General features: G+C 62.3%; 13 protein-coding genes. 5 read left to right on the plus strand and 8 right to left on the minus strand.

Annotated elements, in window-relative coordinates:
* The 5 genes from WBQ77_RS05930 to ccmA form a co-directional block, all read right to left on the minus strand.
* A partial coding sequence (locus WBQ77_RS05930) for a DsbE family thiol:disulfide interchange protein (RefSeq protein WP_424059357.1) occupies positions 1 to 608 on the minus strand: 608 nt, incomplete at its 3' end.
* Between the two features lie 13 nt (positions 609 to 621).
* Positions 622 to 831 (minus strand): heme exporter protein CcmD, encoded by a 210-nt coding sequence (gene ccmD / locus WBQ77_RS05935; protein WP_424041808.1) that lies wholly within the window; start codon positions 829 to 831, stop codon positions 622 to 624.
* A gap of 16 nt (positions 832 to 847) precedes the next feature.
* Positions 848 to 1,591 carry a heme ABC transporter permease gene (locus WBQ77_RS05940; protein WP_424041807.1) on the minus strand — a complete coding sequence of 248 codons (744 nt, stop codon included), beginning with the start codon at positions 1,589 to 1,591 and terminating at the stop codon, positions 848 to 850.
* A gap of 95 nt (positions 1,592 to 1,686) precedes the next feature.
* Positions 1,687 to 2,355 (minus strand): heme exporter protein CcmB, encoded by a 669-nt coding sequence (ccmB, locus tag WBQ77_RS05945; protein ID WP_424041806.1) that lies wholly within the window; start codon positions 2,353 to 2,355, stop codon positions 1,687 to 1,689.
* The gene (ccmA, locus tag WBQ77_RS05950) at positions 2,352 to 3,002 is read right to left on the minus strand and encodes a heme ABC exporter ATP-binding protein CcmA (RefSeq protein ID WP_424059359.1); all 651 of its coding nucleotides are present in this window, start codon (positions 3,000 to 3,002) and stop codon (positions 2,352 to 2,354) included. The genes ccmB and ccmA overlap by 4 nt, the downstream gene beginning before the upstream one ends.
* Before the next feature lie 318 nt (positions 3,003 to 3,320).
* On the opposite strand from ccmA, the gene acnA reads away from it, so the two are divergent.
* From acnA to WBQ77_RS05965, 3 genes are all read left to right on the plus strand, one after another.
* Entirely contained in the window at positions 3,321 to 6,023 is a 2,703-nt protein-coding gene (gene acnA, locus WBQ77_RS05955) for an aconitate hydratase AcnA (RefSeq protein WP_424059361.1), read from the plus strand.
* Positions 6,024 to 6,177: 154 nt separating this feature from the next.
* Positions 6,178 to 6,957 (plus strand): DUF1223 domain-containing protein, encoded by a 780-nt coding sequence (locus tag WBQ77_RS05960; RefSeq protein ID WP_424041801.1) that lies wholly within the window; start codon positions 6,178 to 6,180, stop codon positions 6,955 to 6,957.
* A 438-nt stretch (positions 6,958 to 7,395) separates the two neighbouring features.
* Positions 7,396 to 7,779, plus strand: a complete 384-nt coding sequence (locus tag WBQ77_RS05965; RefSeq protein WP_424041799.1) for a DUF2794 domain-containing protein — start codon at positions 7,396 to 7,398, stop codon at positions 7,777 to 7,779.
* A gap of 325 nt (positions 7,780 to 8,104) precedes the next feature.
* On the opposite strand, the gene WBQ77_RS05970 is transcribed toward WBQ77_RS05965, so the two are convergent.
* The 3 genes from WBQ77_RS05970 to WBQ77_RS05980 form a co-directional block, all read right to left on the minus strand.
* Positions 8,105 to 8,860 (minus strand): Bax inhibitor-1/YccA family protein, encoded by a 756-nt coding sequence (locus tag WBQ77_RS05970; RefSeq protein ID WP_424059363.1) that lies wholly within the window; start codon positions 8,858 to 8,860, stop codon positions 8,105 to 8,107.
* Positions 8,861 to 9,020: 160 nt separating this feature from the next.
* Positions 9,021 to 11,597, minus strand: coding sequence for an ABC transporter permease (locus WBQ77_RS05975; protein ID WP_424059365.1), 2,577 nt, complete (start codon positions 11,595 to 11,597; stop codon positions 9,021 to 9,023).
* Positions 11,594 to 12,310, minus strand: a complete 717-nt coding sequence (locus tag WBQ77_RS05980; RefSeq protein ID WP_424043538.1) for an ABC transporter ATP-binding protein — start codon at positions 12,308 to 12,310, stop codon at positions 11,594 to 11,596. The genes WBQ77_RS05975 and WBQ77_RS05980 overlap by 4 nt, the downstream gene beginning before the upstream one ends.
* A 102-nt stretch (positions 12,311 to 12,412) precedes the next feature.
* Here WBQ77_RS05980 and WBQ77_RS05985 point away from each other — a divergent pair, with 102 nt between their 5' ends.
* Together WBQ77_RS05985 and WBQ77_RS05990 are read left to right on the plus strand one after the other, a co-directional pair.
* A complete protein-coding gene (locus WBQ77_RS05985) occupies positions 12,413 to 13,087 on the plus strand; it encodes an arylesterase (RefSeq protein WP_424043537.1) in 675 nt (224 codons plus the stop codon).
* On the plus strand, positions 13,084 to 13,506 hold the full coding sequence (locus tag WBQ77_RS05990) for an NUDIX hydrolase (RefSeq protein WP_424043535.1): 423 nt from the start codon (positions 13,084 to 13,086) through the stop codon (positions 13,504 to 13,506). The genes WBQ77_RS05985 and WBQ77_RS05990 overlap by 4 nt, the downstream gene beginning before the upstream one ends.
* Positions 13,507 to 13,509 lie beyond the last annotated feature (3 nt).

Genomic DNA, 13,509 nt, shown 5'->3' on the forward strand with positions numbered 1-13,509 from the left:
AGCGGCAGGATTTTCGCCTCGATGATCTCTTGGGTCAGCGGTCCGGCCTGCCGGAACGCGACCATTCCGTCCCCTGAGATCACGTAGGTCTCCGGAACTCCGTACACGCCGAAATCGATCGCCGTCCGCCCCGAGCGGTCGACGCCGATATGCGTGTACGGATCGCCATAGCCGCCAAGGAAGCGGCGGGCCGCGCTCGCATCGTCCTTGTAGTTGATGCCGTAGAACGGGATGCTGGGATCCTGCGCACGCAGTTCCTCCGCAAGCGCCATGACGTTCGGATGCTCCTCGCGGCACGGTGCGCACCAGGATGCAAAGAAATGGACGACCGCGGGCGTGCCGTTGCCGAGCAGTGCGGAGGTCACATTCTGACCTGCGTCAGTGCTTGCGCCGGCCTCCATCAGTGGCGGCAGGTCGAACTGCGGCGCCGGCTTTCCGATCAGCGCCGAGGGCAGGTTCGACGGGTCGCCTGCCCTCAGGGCAAGAAAGAACAGGCCGGCAATGGCCGCGAAAGCGATGAAAGGCAGCAAGACGCCGAACCGGCGCTTGGGTGCTTCGGTCTTCGGCTCGGTCTCTTTTCCGCCGTTCGGGCCGGCTGGTTCGGTCATACAGATCTCTTCATTAGGAGGCGGTTCGCGTCACGGTTGACGTCGCCGCGGGCCTTGGCTTCGCCGCGGAACGCCGGGTGATGCCACGCCGTTCGAGGTCGGCCAGCAGACGGCGCTGTCTGCGGTCGTCGACCAGCGTCGCGACGGTCAGTACGCCCAAGGCGGCAAAGGCCACCGCGTAAGCGGCGATAATAAAACTGGCATGAGGTCCGAGGCCGAGCATTGAAGGGTCCTAGGCGCTAAGCCCGTGCCGCCTGGGCGACTTGGGTCTGTTGAAGAACGCGCACGCGGCGGCGCAGAATTTCGGTGCGCATGGCGATGAGGTGCAGTAGCACGAAGAGCGCGAGGAATGCGCCACCCATGACGAAGAGCGGTGTCAGCAATGACGATTCGATGGTCGGCCCGTCCGCGCGCAATACGCTCGACGGCTGATGCAGCGTGTTCCACCAATCCACCGAGAACTTGATGATGGGGATATTGACGGCCCCGACCAGCGCGAGGATCGCGGCAGCACGTCCGGCACGGCCCGGCTCCTCGATGGCCTGCCACAAAGCGATCAGACCGAGATACAGGAGAAACAGAACCAGCAGCGAGGTCAGCCGCGCATCCCAGACCCAATAAGTGCCCCACATGGGTTTGCCCCAGAGCGATCCGGTGACCAGGATGACAAAGGTAAAGGTGGCTCCGATGGGCGCCGCGGCTTTCGCTGCAACGTCGGCCAGCGGATGGCGCCAGATCAGCGTGCCGAGCGCGGCGATGGCGATCACCACGTAGCAACCCATCCCGACCCAGGCGGCGGGTACGTGGATGTACATGATGCGGACCGTCTCGCCCTGCTGGTAGTCGGCCGGCGCGACAAAAAAAGCCTGATACAGCCCGACCCCAAGCAAAATAGCTGTGAGCACGGCGAGCCAGGGAATTACCGCTCCGGCAAAGTTCAAGAAGCGCGTCGGGTTGGCGAGGTTGGTCAGAGATAATGTCATCGTTGCTGATCTAGTGACTCTGTCCGAAAAGCGCAAAGCGTAAGCGTAAAGAAAAAACTGAATGCGGCGCCCAAAGTATGGTCGGATGGGCGTCTTCAGCGAAAGCCGGTGCGTAAGGCAGCGGCGGCCGCGATTGGCGCCAGTGCTACGCTGGCCAGGCTGATCGCGCAAAGCATCAGAAAGGGCGGCCAGGGCGAGCCGGGTCCCGTCACCGCCGCTGAAATCGTGGAGACCCCGAAAATCAGCACGGGGACATAGAGCGGCAGAACAAGCAGGGCGACCAAGAGCCCGCTTCGCCGCAAGCCCAGCGTGAGGCTGGCGCCGATGCTGGCAATGAAGCTGACGGCCGGTGTGCCCACGAGCATGGCGAGCACCAGCAGCGGGATCGTGTGAATGGGAAAGTTCAGCAACAGTCCAAGCACCGGCGCGAGCAGCGCCAGCGGCACGCAGGTGGTGATCCAATGGGCAAGCGATTTGGATGCTGCCACGCCGGCGAGCGGCAAGGTGCCCATGGCCAGCACGTCAAGGGACCCATCCTCGTAGTCGTTGTGGAAGATGCGATCGGCCGAAAGCAGCGCCGCAAGGAGCAGCGCAATCCAAAGAAGCCCCGGCGCCACGCGCGAGAGCAAGTTGAGGTCAGGACCAAGGCCAAAGGGGGCGATGGCGATGACCACCAGATAAAAGCCGAGCGCAACGCCGATGGCGCCCCCTTCGCGAAAGGCAAGCGCGATGTCGCGGCGGATGAGCGCAAGCGCGGCCTTCACGGTGTTGACTCCTCGGCCGCGTCCACGGTGTGCAGGTCGAGCATATGGGTGAAGGCCCCGCCGAGCGGAACGTGAGTCGACACGATGGCGATCCCGCCGGCCTTCCCATGGCTCTCGATGGCCTGGCGGAGCCGCTCGACGGATGCGACGTCGAGCGAAACGGAGGGCTCGTCCAGCAGCCAGATTGGGCGCGGGCAGGCAAACAGACGCGCGAGCGCCAGTTTCCGCTTCTGGCCGGCGGACAGATATCCCGCTGAGATGTCGGCAATAGGCGTCAGTCCGAAAACGCCGAGTGCTGCGTCCACGTCGGCGCCGCTCGCGTCTGTCCGAAGGTAATCGGTCCAGAACGTCAGATTCTCCCGGACGCTCAAGCTGGCCTTCACCCCGTTCAAATGCCCCACATAGTGGCAAAGTTCCGCCACAGGCGTGTCGGCTTCAGCACCAGACACAGAGACTTCCCCCGCCGCGAGCGGCAGCAGACCCGCGATCTGACGCATGAGGCTGGTTTTGCCGGTCCCGTTCGGACCCTGAACCAGGAGCGCGTCTCCAGGCGCAAGCGCGAAAGACAGGTCCTCGAAGAGGCGGCGCCCGCCGCGGTCGCAGGCAATCCCTCGGGTTTCGAGCGTGACGGTGAAAGGGCTGCTCATGAAAGGGTCTATGGCCAGGCTGCGCAAAGTTTCGGCACGTCAATGCGCCTTATGGATGGAAGACGCGTCTCTTCGCGTCATTGTCTGGTCGTCGCAAGGGTCTTTATAGTGGCCCAAAAGTGTGTATCCAAAGACCAAGACGCCCCAACCTCTCGGGATAATTACGAAAATGGATTCCCAAGACCGTGCTTTGGACGCCCTGTCCTGCGGTCTGGCCAAAGTCAGGGTGCGTTGGCTACTTATTTGCAAGCCATTGGTTTGGGATCATAACTGCTGGCTGGGACTTGCCCATTGTTCGGGCGCGCAAAGGAGAATTCATTGACATCGGCGGTTTTGACCTCACTCGACAGCTTCAAGTGCCGGCGCACTCTGAAGGTCGGTAAGCACGAGTATGAGTATTTCGATCTGAAGGTGGCGGAGAAGGCCGGACTGACCGGCGTCGGCAACTTGCCGTTCTCCTTGAAAGTGCTGCTCGAGAACCTGCTCAGGCATGAAGATGGGCGCAGCGTGACATCGGACGACATTCGGGCGCTCGCCGAATGGGTGCAGAACAAGCGCAGCGACCGCGAGATTGCCTTCCGGCCGGCGCGGGTGCTGATGCAGGATTTCACCGGCGTGCCCGCGGTGGTGGACCTGGCGGCAATGCGCGACGCGGTCGCCAAACTCGGCGGCGACTCCAAGAAGATCAATCCGCTCGCGCCCGTCGATCTCGTGATCGACCATTCGGTTATGGTCGATGCCTTCGGCTCCGGCGCTGCATTCAAATTCAACGTCGACAAGGAATACGAACGCAACGGCGAGCGCTACGCGTTTCTGCGCTGGGGCGCCGGTGCCTTCGACAATTTTCGCGTGGTGCCGCCGGGCACCGGCATCTGCCACCAGGTCAATCTCGAGTATCTGGCCCAGACCGTATGGACGAAGGAAGAGAACGGCGCGACGTTCGCCTATCCGGACACGCTTGTGGGGACGGACTCCCACACCACCATGGTCAACGGACTCTCGGTGCTCGGCTGGGGCGTTGGCGGCATCGAAGCGGAAGCGGTGATGCTCGGCCAGCCGATTTCCATGCTCCTTCCCGAAGTGATCGGATTCGAACTCAAGGGCAAGCTGAAAGAAGGCGTCACGGCGACCGATCTCGTTCTCACCGTGGTCGAGATGCTACGCGAGAAGGGCGTGGTCGGAAAGTTCGTCGAGTTCTTCGGCCCGGGGCTCGGCAATCTGCCGCTGGAGGACCGGGCGACGATTGCCAACATGGCCCCGGAATACGGCGCGACGTGCGGCTTTTTCCCCATCGACAAGGAGGCGCTGGCCTATCTTGGGGCGACTGCGCGCAAGGACTCGCGCGTGGACCTGGTGAAGGCCTACGCCAAGGCGCAAGGCATGTACCGAAAGGACGACACGCCAGATCCGGTCTTCACCGATACGCTGTCGCTCAATCTCGCGGACGTCGTGCCGTCCATCGCAGGACCAAAACGGCCGCAAGATCGTGTGGCGCTCACCAACGCCGCCACGGCCTTCAACAAGGTCCTCGACCAGGAATTCGGCAAGGCCGCCGAGGCGGACAAACGTGCGCCCGTGGAGGGCAAGAACTACGACCTCGGCCATGGCGACGTCGTCATTGCCGCCATTACCTCCTGCACCAACACCTCAAACCCTTACGTGATGGTGGGCGCGGGCGTCCTGGCGCGCAATGCGGTCGAGAAGGGCCTCAGCGTGAAGCCCTGGGTCAAGACCTCGCTGGCGCCGGGCTCGCAGGTCGTCACCGATTATCTTGAGCAGGCGGATCTGCAAAAGGATCTCGACAGGCTTGGCTTTAACCTGGTCGGTTATGGCTGCACCACCTGCATCGGCAATTCGGGACCGCTGCCGGAGGAGATTTCGCACACGATCCATGAGAACGGACTCGCCGTTGCCTCGGTGCTGTCGGGGAACCGGAATTTCGAAGGCCGGATCAACAACGATGTGCGGGCGAACTATCTCGCATCGCCCCCGCTTGTTGTCGCCTATGCCTTGGCGGGGTCGGTGATGACCGACATCACCACCGAGCCGCTGGGCACGGGCAAGAACGGCAAGCCGGTCTATCTCCGAGACATCTGGCCATCGACGAAGGAAGTCGCGAAGCTCGTGCGCAAGGCCGTCAAGAAGTCCATGTTCAAGGACCGCTACGGCGACGTGTTCAAGGGCGATCCGGAGTGGCAGGCGATCGCTGTCGAAGGCGGGCTCACCTATCAGTGGGATACGACGTCGACCTATGTGCAGGAGCCGCCATACTTCGCCGACATGACTATGGAGCCGGCGGCGCTGACCGATATCGAGGACGCGCGCATCCTTGGCCTGTTCTTGGATTCGATCACGACAGACCACATCTCGCCGGCCGGCGCGATCAAGGCGGACAGCCCCGCTGGCCGCTATCTCACCGACAACAGCGTGGCCCAGGCGGACTTCAATTCCTACGGGTCCCGGCGTGGCAATCACGAGGTGATGATGCGCGGCACGTTCGCCAACACGCGAATCAAAAACCAGATGGTGCCGGGCGTCGAGGGCGGTGTCACAGTGCATTACCCATCCGGCGAGCGTTTGGCCATGTATGACGCGGCGATGCGCTATAAAGAGGCGCACGTTCCGCTGGTGGTCTTCGCCGGCAAAGAATACGGCACCGGGTCGTCGCGCGACTGGGCGGCCAAGGGGACGCGACTCCTCGGCGTACGCGCCGTCGTCACCATGAGCTTCGAGCGCATCCATCGGTCTAACCTGATCGGCATGGGCGTTCTGCCGCTCACCTTCACGGACAATGCGTCTTGGGAGACGCTCGGTCTCGTGGGCAGCGAAACCGTGACTCTGAAGGGGCTTGGGGATATACAGCCGGGCCAGATCGTCGAGGCCGTCATTACCTATCCGGGCGGTAACTCGCGGACCGTTCCGTTGAAGGTCCGTATCGACACCTTTGACGAGTTGGATTACTACCGGAACGGGGGCATCTTGCACTACGTGCTGCGTGGTCTCGTGAAAGAAGCCGCCTAAGAGCACTTGGCCTGGCTTAATATGGGGTGCGTCGGCCAACACCGGTTCGGGGCCTGATTTGCCGATATTTCGGTGGATTCAGGTCACCGAGTTGTGACCGTTCGCGATCCGATTTTGCCAGAAAATTAGGCTGGATTCCGGCATGGTGTGTGTCATGACCATTGCCATTTCCAGATCTTCACTGTTGCATTTTTGCGGCGCGTTGGCGTTCGTTCTTGTCGGTATCGGAGCCCCCTCCTATAGCCTTGCTGGAGAGCCGGCCGAGAAGAGCAACACGCCCGTTCTCCTGGAGCTCTTCACCAGCCAGGGCTGCTCGTCGTGTCCGCCGGCCGATGCGCTGTTGGAGGCCTTACGGAAAAAGCCGGGCGTGATCACGCTGTCCTTCTCCGTGGACTATTGGAACTATCTAGGCTGGCACGACACCCTGTCGAACCCCGAGAACAGCGAACGGCAGCGCGACTATGCACTCTCGCGCGGTGACGGCAAAGTCTACACGCCGCAAGTAGTGGTTGACGGCATCAAACATGTGAACGGCGCCAACGAAGCGGCCATCGAGATGGCCATTCGCACCGCCGAGCGGCGGCTCAAGGATGTGAAAGTGCCCATAACCATGCGAGCGGACGGCGATAGTCTGGTCGTCGATATAGCCGCGGCACCTGCAGAGTCCGATATGCGCGAGGCAACCGTGTGGCTTGCGGTGGCGAAGGACGAGCAGACCGTGGAGATCACGCGCGGTGAGAATCGCGGCGAAACCATCACCTATACTCATCCCGTTCGCGAACTCATGCCGGTCGGCATGTGGAAGGGCCAGCCGATGTCGCTTCGCCTGCCGCTCAAAGATCTGCACGGGATCGGCGGCGATTGTCTGGTGTCGATGCTGCAGGTGGCAGGTGCTGGCCCGATCCTCGGCGCCGCGATATTCGAAAACCGCTAGGACCACGCTCAGCACAAGGACGAACTCGGTCAGCGCGAAAGAGGTGAGAAATGCTTGCACGCGCGCAAATCTAGTTTGCCATGTCCGTTCTCAAGCGATTTCGGAACAGAATCGAGCCCCGAAAAAACAAAGGACCGGCAAACGCCGGCCCTTTGCAGTGCCACTAAAAACATTGGCCCTGCCCTCAAGAAAGGCCCCGGGGGGCTGGGGGGCTTAGATTCCGAAACCTCTCAACGAGAACCGGGCCATAAGGCAACGCTAGTTATCATAAGGCTTTGTGGGGCGCGCCGTTGACTGAAACGGGGCGGAACTGTGATTTATATTACGATTTGTTACAAGCCATGCCTGGGGCGCTGCTTGTGTCGGTGCGGCGCGTCAGCCGCTTGAAATTCCCCCGCCACACAGTCATCATGACGGTTCCGTCACAGGAGGCGCGCCTTGAGCGAAACGGATCCAATAGTCTTGCCGCTAGCACGAGACGCTGGCGGCGACCGGTACGGATCTGAGGGGGCAGGGCGTCGCGAAGGCATTTCGTTCGATCGTGCGGAACTCAGCCAAATTCTTAATGTCTACGGGCGGAAGGTCGCGAGCGGCGAGTGGCGCGACTATGCCATCGACGTTTTGTGCGAAAAGGCCGTTTTTTCGGTCTTCCGGCGCTCCTCGGAGATGCCGCTCTACCGCATCGAGAAAACTCCCAAGCTGGCGCGCCGCCAAGGCGCCTACAGCGTGGTCGCGGCCACCGGGCTGATCCTCAAGCGCGGACACGACCTGAAGCGCGTTTTGCGGTCTTTGGACAAGGGTTTGCAGCTCGTCAAAGCCTGAAAGGGGGCTGCTGCCGCGTCTCGGCTAGCCCCGCCTGCAAGCGGTCAATCTCAGCAAGCAACCACTGTCAGCAGACAATCTCTAACAGCAGACAATAGAGAAGCCCCGGAGACGGGGGGGACTCGGGGCTTCTCTGGTTCCGTACGGGGGGAACCTCGCGACGGAGAGGGATGCTCGCCGCGAACATCGGACTTGGAGACGATCCGCCATTTTTCAACCCTTGGGTAGGCGGGAGCCGCCGAATCCCAGACGACCGCGTCCAAGAACGAAAAAGGCCCCGGTGGGATGCCGGGGCCTTTCGTGCTTCTGAAATGCTGCGTTACGCTTAGCGGCGATCGCCCAAAAGCTGCAGCAGCATCATGAACAGGTTGATAAAGTCGAGATAGAGCCGAAGGGCGCCCATCACGGCCTTCTTGCCGGCCACGGTGCCGTCGTCGTTGACGCTGTACATCTCCTTAATCTGCTGCGTGTCGTAAGCCGTCAGGCCTGCGAACACGAGTACGCCGATCACGGACACGGCGAATTGCAGCGCCGTCGAGCCGATGAACAGGTTCACGAGCGATGCGAGGATGATGCCGATCAGGCCCATGAACAGGAACGAGCCCCAGCCGGAGATGTCCTTCTTCGTGGTGTAGCCCCATAGTGACAGCGCGCCGAATGCGGCGGCGGTGATGAAGAACACCCGCGCGATGCTCTCACCCGCATAGACGAGGAAGATCGACGAGATCGACGCCCCCATGAGCGCGGAGAATAGCCAGAACAGCATCTGGGCCGTGCCGACGCTCAGGCTCTGAATCTTGAACGACAAGAAGAACACCATCGCCAGTGGGGCGAAGATCACGATCCACTTGAAGGCGCTGGCATACATCAGGTTGCCGAACGATGTCAGCCCCGTGATCGAACCGTCCGCACCTGTCACGACCGACATGGAGTAGATCACATAGGCAACGACGCCGGTGATGGCCACGCCGGACGCCATGTAATTGTAGACGCGGAGCATGTAGGAGCGCAGCCCCTCGTCGATGGCGCCGACATCGGCGCGTCCGACGGTCTGCTCATAACGTCTGTCGAGTTCCGCCATTAACTTAAATCCTTTGTTCCGTTGGTCAGGTTGCGTATGGCAAAGGCCACATTTACTGAGAATATGGGGTTTTCAGGCTATTTCCGCAAGATGAAGGCATCGTGTCCGCACCATCGGAAACGCCTATCGAATTATCGTCTTTCTTCAACGGATTTCACGACTACTCCGCCCGCAGATAGGGCGCCGCCTTGACCGAAAGCACGCGCCAGGTGGTGATTGCCGCCACGGACAGCACCAGGGTCAGCGCGATCGCGATGGTCATGATGGCGGCCCACGGATCGAAGACGAAGGTGATATCGAAGGCGAAGGTGCATAGCGCCCAGGCCGTGACCGTGGCGATGATCACGGCAAGTAGCGCCGTGGCAAACCCAAGCAGGCCGAACTCGATGAGTTCGGCGCCGAGGATCTGGCGCCTGGTAGCGCCCAGGGTCTTGTAGAGCACGGCGAGATAGGTCCGGCGCTGCTGGCCCGCGGAGACCGCGCCGGCGAGCACCGCGGCGCCGATCAGCAAGGTGAAGCCTGCGGTCGCGCTGATTGCCGCCATGAGCTTGGACAACATGGCCCTGGCCGCGTCGACGATGTCGCTGATCTTGATGGCCGTAACCAGGGGGAAGCGTTCGGCCAGAGACTGGACGATCTCGGCTTCGGTCTCGGGCGGTGTGCCCTTCGGCAGTTCGAGCGTGGTGACGAGCCGATGCGGCGCACCTTGCAGCGTGCTCGGCGAGAACACCATCACGAAATTGATGGCGAGCGACTCCCAGTCGATTTTGCGCATGGAGGCGATCTTGGCTTCCACGTTGCGGCCGAGAATGTTGACCGTAACCATGTCCCCGAGTTTGAGTCCGAGGCCGCGTGCGAGTTCGCCGTCGAACGAGACGAGCGGCGGTCCATCGTAGTCCTCGGACCACCATTCGCCTTCTTCGACTTCCGAGGAACCAGGGACGCTGTCCGTATAGGTCAGGCCGCGATCGCCGGAGACGACCCAGCGCGTGTCGGGAGACACCTCGGCCTTGTCAACGGGCACGCCTTTCAGTTCGACGATACGCCCGCGCAGCATCGGCGCGTTGTCCATTTTGGCGTCGGGTTCGACAGTCTTGGCTGTCTTCTGGAAAGCGGCGAGGCTATCCGGCTCCACATCGAGGAAGTAATAGGCGGGCGCGTCGACCTCCACATGACTTTCGATCTCGGTCAGCAACGAGCCATGGATCAGGGCGACGGCAATCAGGAGGCCAAGGCCGAGCCCCAGCGAGACGGCGATGGCGCGGGCGAGCGATCCCGGCGCGCCGATGCTCGCCCAGGCGAGCGCCACCGCGGGCGGTTTCGTGCGCCGGTGCCGGGCGGCATAGCGTTGCACCAAGGCGCCGAATCCCAGCAGCAGCCCGAACGCTACAAGAATGCCGAGGGAGATGGCGGCGGTCACAAGCCGTTCCTCGCTTGCCGCGATCGCCAGCACGAAGAGTGCAAGTCCGGCCACCGCCGACCCGATCGCAAAGGGCGTGGCCGAGCGCTCGCGCTCGTCGGTGAGGCCGGAACGCATGAGCCGCGCGGGCGACACGAGGCTGGCACGGCCCAGGGGCCACAACACGAACAGCACCATGGTGAGGAGGCCAGCCAGCGCGGCCACGATGAGCGGCGCCGGATGGGGCTCGATGGCGAGCGGCAATGGCAGGGCGTCTTCGTAGAGCGTTGCGACGGCGAGCGGCGCGAGCGCGCCGATCGCCAGGCCAATCACGATGCCAATGCCGGCGAGCATTGTCGCCTGGATCATGTAGACATTGAGTACGAGCCGGCTGGTGGCGCCGAGGCATTTGAACGTGGCGATGATGTCGCGCTTTTTTGCCATGTAGCTTTGGATGGCGTTGCCGACCCCGATGCCGCCGAGGAGCAGGGCCGTCAGTCCGACGAAATTGATAAACTGGGTGAAGCGCTGCGCGTCGCGCCGGAGCGAGGGGGCCGGATCCGTCCAATCGCGTATTGCAAAGCCGCTTTGCGGAAACGCCGTCTCCATGGCTTTGCGTGCGTCCGTGAGGTTGTCGCGATCCGTACCAGCGTCGTTCGGCATCTTTACGCGGTAGATCCAGCGGATGAGGCTGCCCGGCTGCACCAAGCCGGTCTTGTCCAGCGTGTCGCGGGACATCAGGACTTTCGGCCCGTAGGACAGGCGGTCGGCGAGCCGGTCCGGCTGCTGGCCGAGCGTGCCGCCGATCTTCGTGGTGGCTTCGCCGATCTTGAGCGTATCGCCGATCTCAAGCCCTAAACGCTCAAGCAGGATAGGCTGCACCAAGACCGTGCCGTCCTCGCGCCAAGCAGGGCCCAGACCTAGGGGCTCGATCACGTTTACCTCCCCGTAAAGCGGGTAGGCCTCATCCACGGCCTTCACTTCGACAAGCGCGCTCTTGCCGTCCTCGCCCCGGGCCATGGCGCGGAAGCTTGCGGACTGAGACACCTGCCCGAGGTCGTACAGAGCGGCGGATTCTTCCTTTGTCGCCTGGCGGTGAACGACTTCGAAAGACAGGTCGCCCCCGATCAGTACACGTCCCTGATTGGCAAGCGCCTTGTCGAAGGCCGCGGCCAGCGAGCCGATTGCGGCGACGGCGGCGACGCCAAGGGCAATGCAGAGGACGAAGACCACGAGTCCGCCGGCGCCCGCCCGCAATTCGCGCAAGGCAATCGTCATTGCGAGCGAAGAGCCCGGGGTGGCCGAAGGTGGGTCCGTGATGGCCGTGTGTGCGGTCACGAGACGCTTGCTCGGGCTTCGATGCCGTCGTCCACGATTCGCCCGTCCGCCACGCTCACGATCCGGTCGCAGCGCGTGGCGAGCTCATGATCGTGGGTGATGAGCAGAAGTGTCGCGTCCGTCCGCTCTTTGAGCGCGAAGAGCAGATCCATCACATGTGCGCCGGTCGTCAGGTCGAGGTTGCCCGTGGGCTCGTCGGCGAGAATAAGTGTTGGCCGCGTGGACAACGCCCGGGCGATGGCAACGCGTTGTTGCTCGCCGCCGGATAGCTGACCTGGAAAGTGCGAAATGCGATGGGACAGCCCGACTTCATCTAGCGCCTCGCGTGCGACTTTCATGGCATCGTCTTTCCCGAGAAACTCCGACGGCAGGGCGACATTCTCGATGGCCGTCATGGTCGGGACCAGGTGGAAGGATTGGAACACAATTCCGATCTTGGAAGCGCGCAGCCGCGCCAAACCGTCTTCGTCGAGCTTGCCGAGGTCGGTGCTGGCGATCGTGACGCGGCCCGACGTCGCGCGCTCAAGCCCGGCCGTGACCATCAGGAGCGTGGATTTGCCCGAACCGCTGGGGCCGATGACGGCCACAGCCTCGCCCAACGAGACGTCTAGATCGATGCCGCGCAGGATGGCTACGACGCCGGCGCGCGATGGAAGCGTGACATGCACGTCTTCAAGCTCTATCGCACGTCGCTGTTTCAGGGGTTGGTCCATGTTCGAAAACTGGTCTAGGGCTTGCCTGTGTCAGGGAATTGGCGGGGTCGATTCGGCCGGCACCGCACCGTAGCCGCATAGAGTAGGGGCAAACAGGTCCAAATGATGAAATGCCAGAATGTTCGGGTTCGCCTTCTAGGTGCGGTGCTCGGGGCGCTGTGGCTAGGCGTTGCGGGCGTTTCCTCCGCCGTTCACGCTGACCAGGATGAGACTGTCATCGTCGTCTTAGGCGACAGTCTGACGGCGGGCTACGGCTTGCCCATCGAGCAATCCTTTCCAGCCCAGCTCGAAACTGCATTGCGCAAACGCGGCCACAAGGTCCGTGTGGTCAATGCCGGCGTGTCGGGCGATACGGCGGCGGCGGCCCTGCGGCGCCTCGATTGGGCCCTTTCGGGCGACACCGACGCGGTCATCTTGGAGCTTGGCGGCAACGATGCTCTGCAAGGCCTGCCGCCGGAAGCGACCAAAGCGGCGCTGTCGGATATCCTTAAGCGGCTTGAGGCCGAAGGGCTGCCGGTACTGCTGGCCGGCATGGAAGCACCCCGTAACATGGGGAAAGAGTATGTAAGTGCCTTTGGTGCGATTTATTCCGACCTCGCCGCACGGCATAGTGTGCTGCTATATCCATTCTTTCTAAAAGGGGCCGCGCTCAATGCGGGTCTGATGCAAAAGGATGGTATTCACCCCAATGGCAAGGGTGTAACCGTCATCGTTGACAACATTCTGTCCAAAGTTGAGGCGCTATTGGTCGCGTCCCAAGCAAACGGGGACGGATGAGCGAGCCGTTGAAACAAGTCGCGGCGTTGCCCGTCATTGAGACTTCGGAAGGCCCGAAGGTGCTTTTGATCACCACGCGCGGGCGCGGTCGGTGGACCATCCCCAGAGGGTGGCCCAAACAGGGCACGGTGGACAGCGAAATGGCCGCAATAGAGGCCGCCGAAGAGGCCGGTGTCGCCGGCAACGTCGATAAGACGCCGATCGGTTCTTTCACCTATACCAAGCGACTTCATTTCTACTCGTGGGCCAAATGTGTCGTTGACGTTTACCGGCTTCGCGTCAAGACGCATCATTTGGACTGGCGGGAGAAGGGTGCCCGGAAGGCTCGTTGGGCCTCGCCCGACGAGGCGGCGTCGCTCGTTGCAGATACTGAGCTTGCGTCTTTGCTGCGAAGCATATTCCCTTCGGACGCCGCGTAAGCA

This window comes from Methyloceanibacter sp., assembly GCF_049590335.1.
Taxonomy (GTDB): Bacteria; Pseudomonadota; Alphaproteobacteria; order Rhizobiales; family Methyloligellaceae; genus Methyloceanibacter.

Excerpts from the sequence above, each read along its gene's own strand:
- ccmD (WP_424041808.1), bottom strand. The coding sequence starts at position 831 with ATGCTCGGCCTCGGACCTCATGCCAGTTTTATTATCGCCGCTTACGCG.
- WBQ77_RS05940 (WP_424041807.1), bottom strand. The coding sequence starts at position 1,591 with ATGACATTATCTCTGACCAACCTCGCCAACCCGACGCGCTTCTTGAAC.
- ccmA (WP_424059359.1), bottom strand. The coding sequence starts at position 3,002 with ATGAGCAGCCCTTTCACCGTCACGCTCGAAACCCGAGGGATTGCCTGC.
- WBQ77_RS05960 (WP_424041801.1), top strand. The coding sequence starts at position 6,178 with ATGACCATTGCCATTTCCAGATCTTCACTGTTGCATTTTTGCGGCGCG.
- WBQ77_RS05970 (WP_424059363.1), bottom strand. The coding sequence starts at position 8,860 with ATGGCGGAACTCGACAGACGTTATGAGCAGACCGTCGGACGCGCCGAT.
- WBQ77_RS05980 (WP_424043538.1), bottom strand. The coding sequence starts at position 12,310 with ATGGACCAACCCCTGAAACAGCGACGTGCGATAGAGCTTGAAGACGTG.
- WBQ77_RS05985 (WP_424043537.1), top strand. The coding sequence starts at position 12,413 with ATGATGAAATGCCAGAATGTTCGGGTTCGCCTTCTAGGTGCGGTGCTC.
- WBQ77_RS05990 (WP_424043535.1), top strand. The coding sequence starts at position 13,084 with ATGAGCGAGCCGTTGAAACAAGTCGCGGCGTTGCCCGTCATTGAGACT.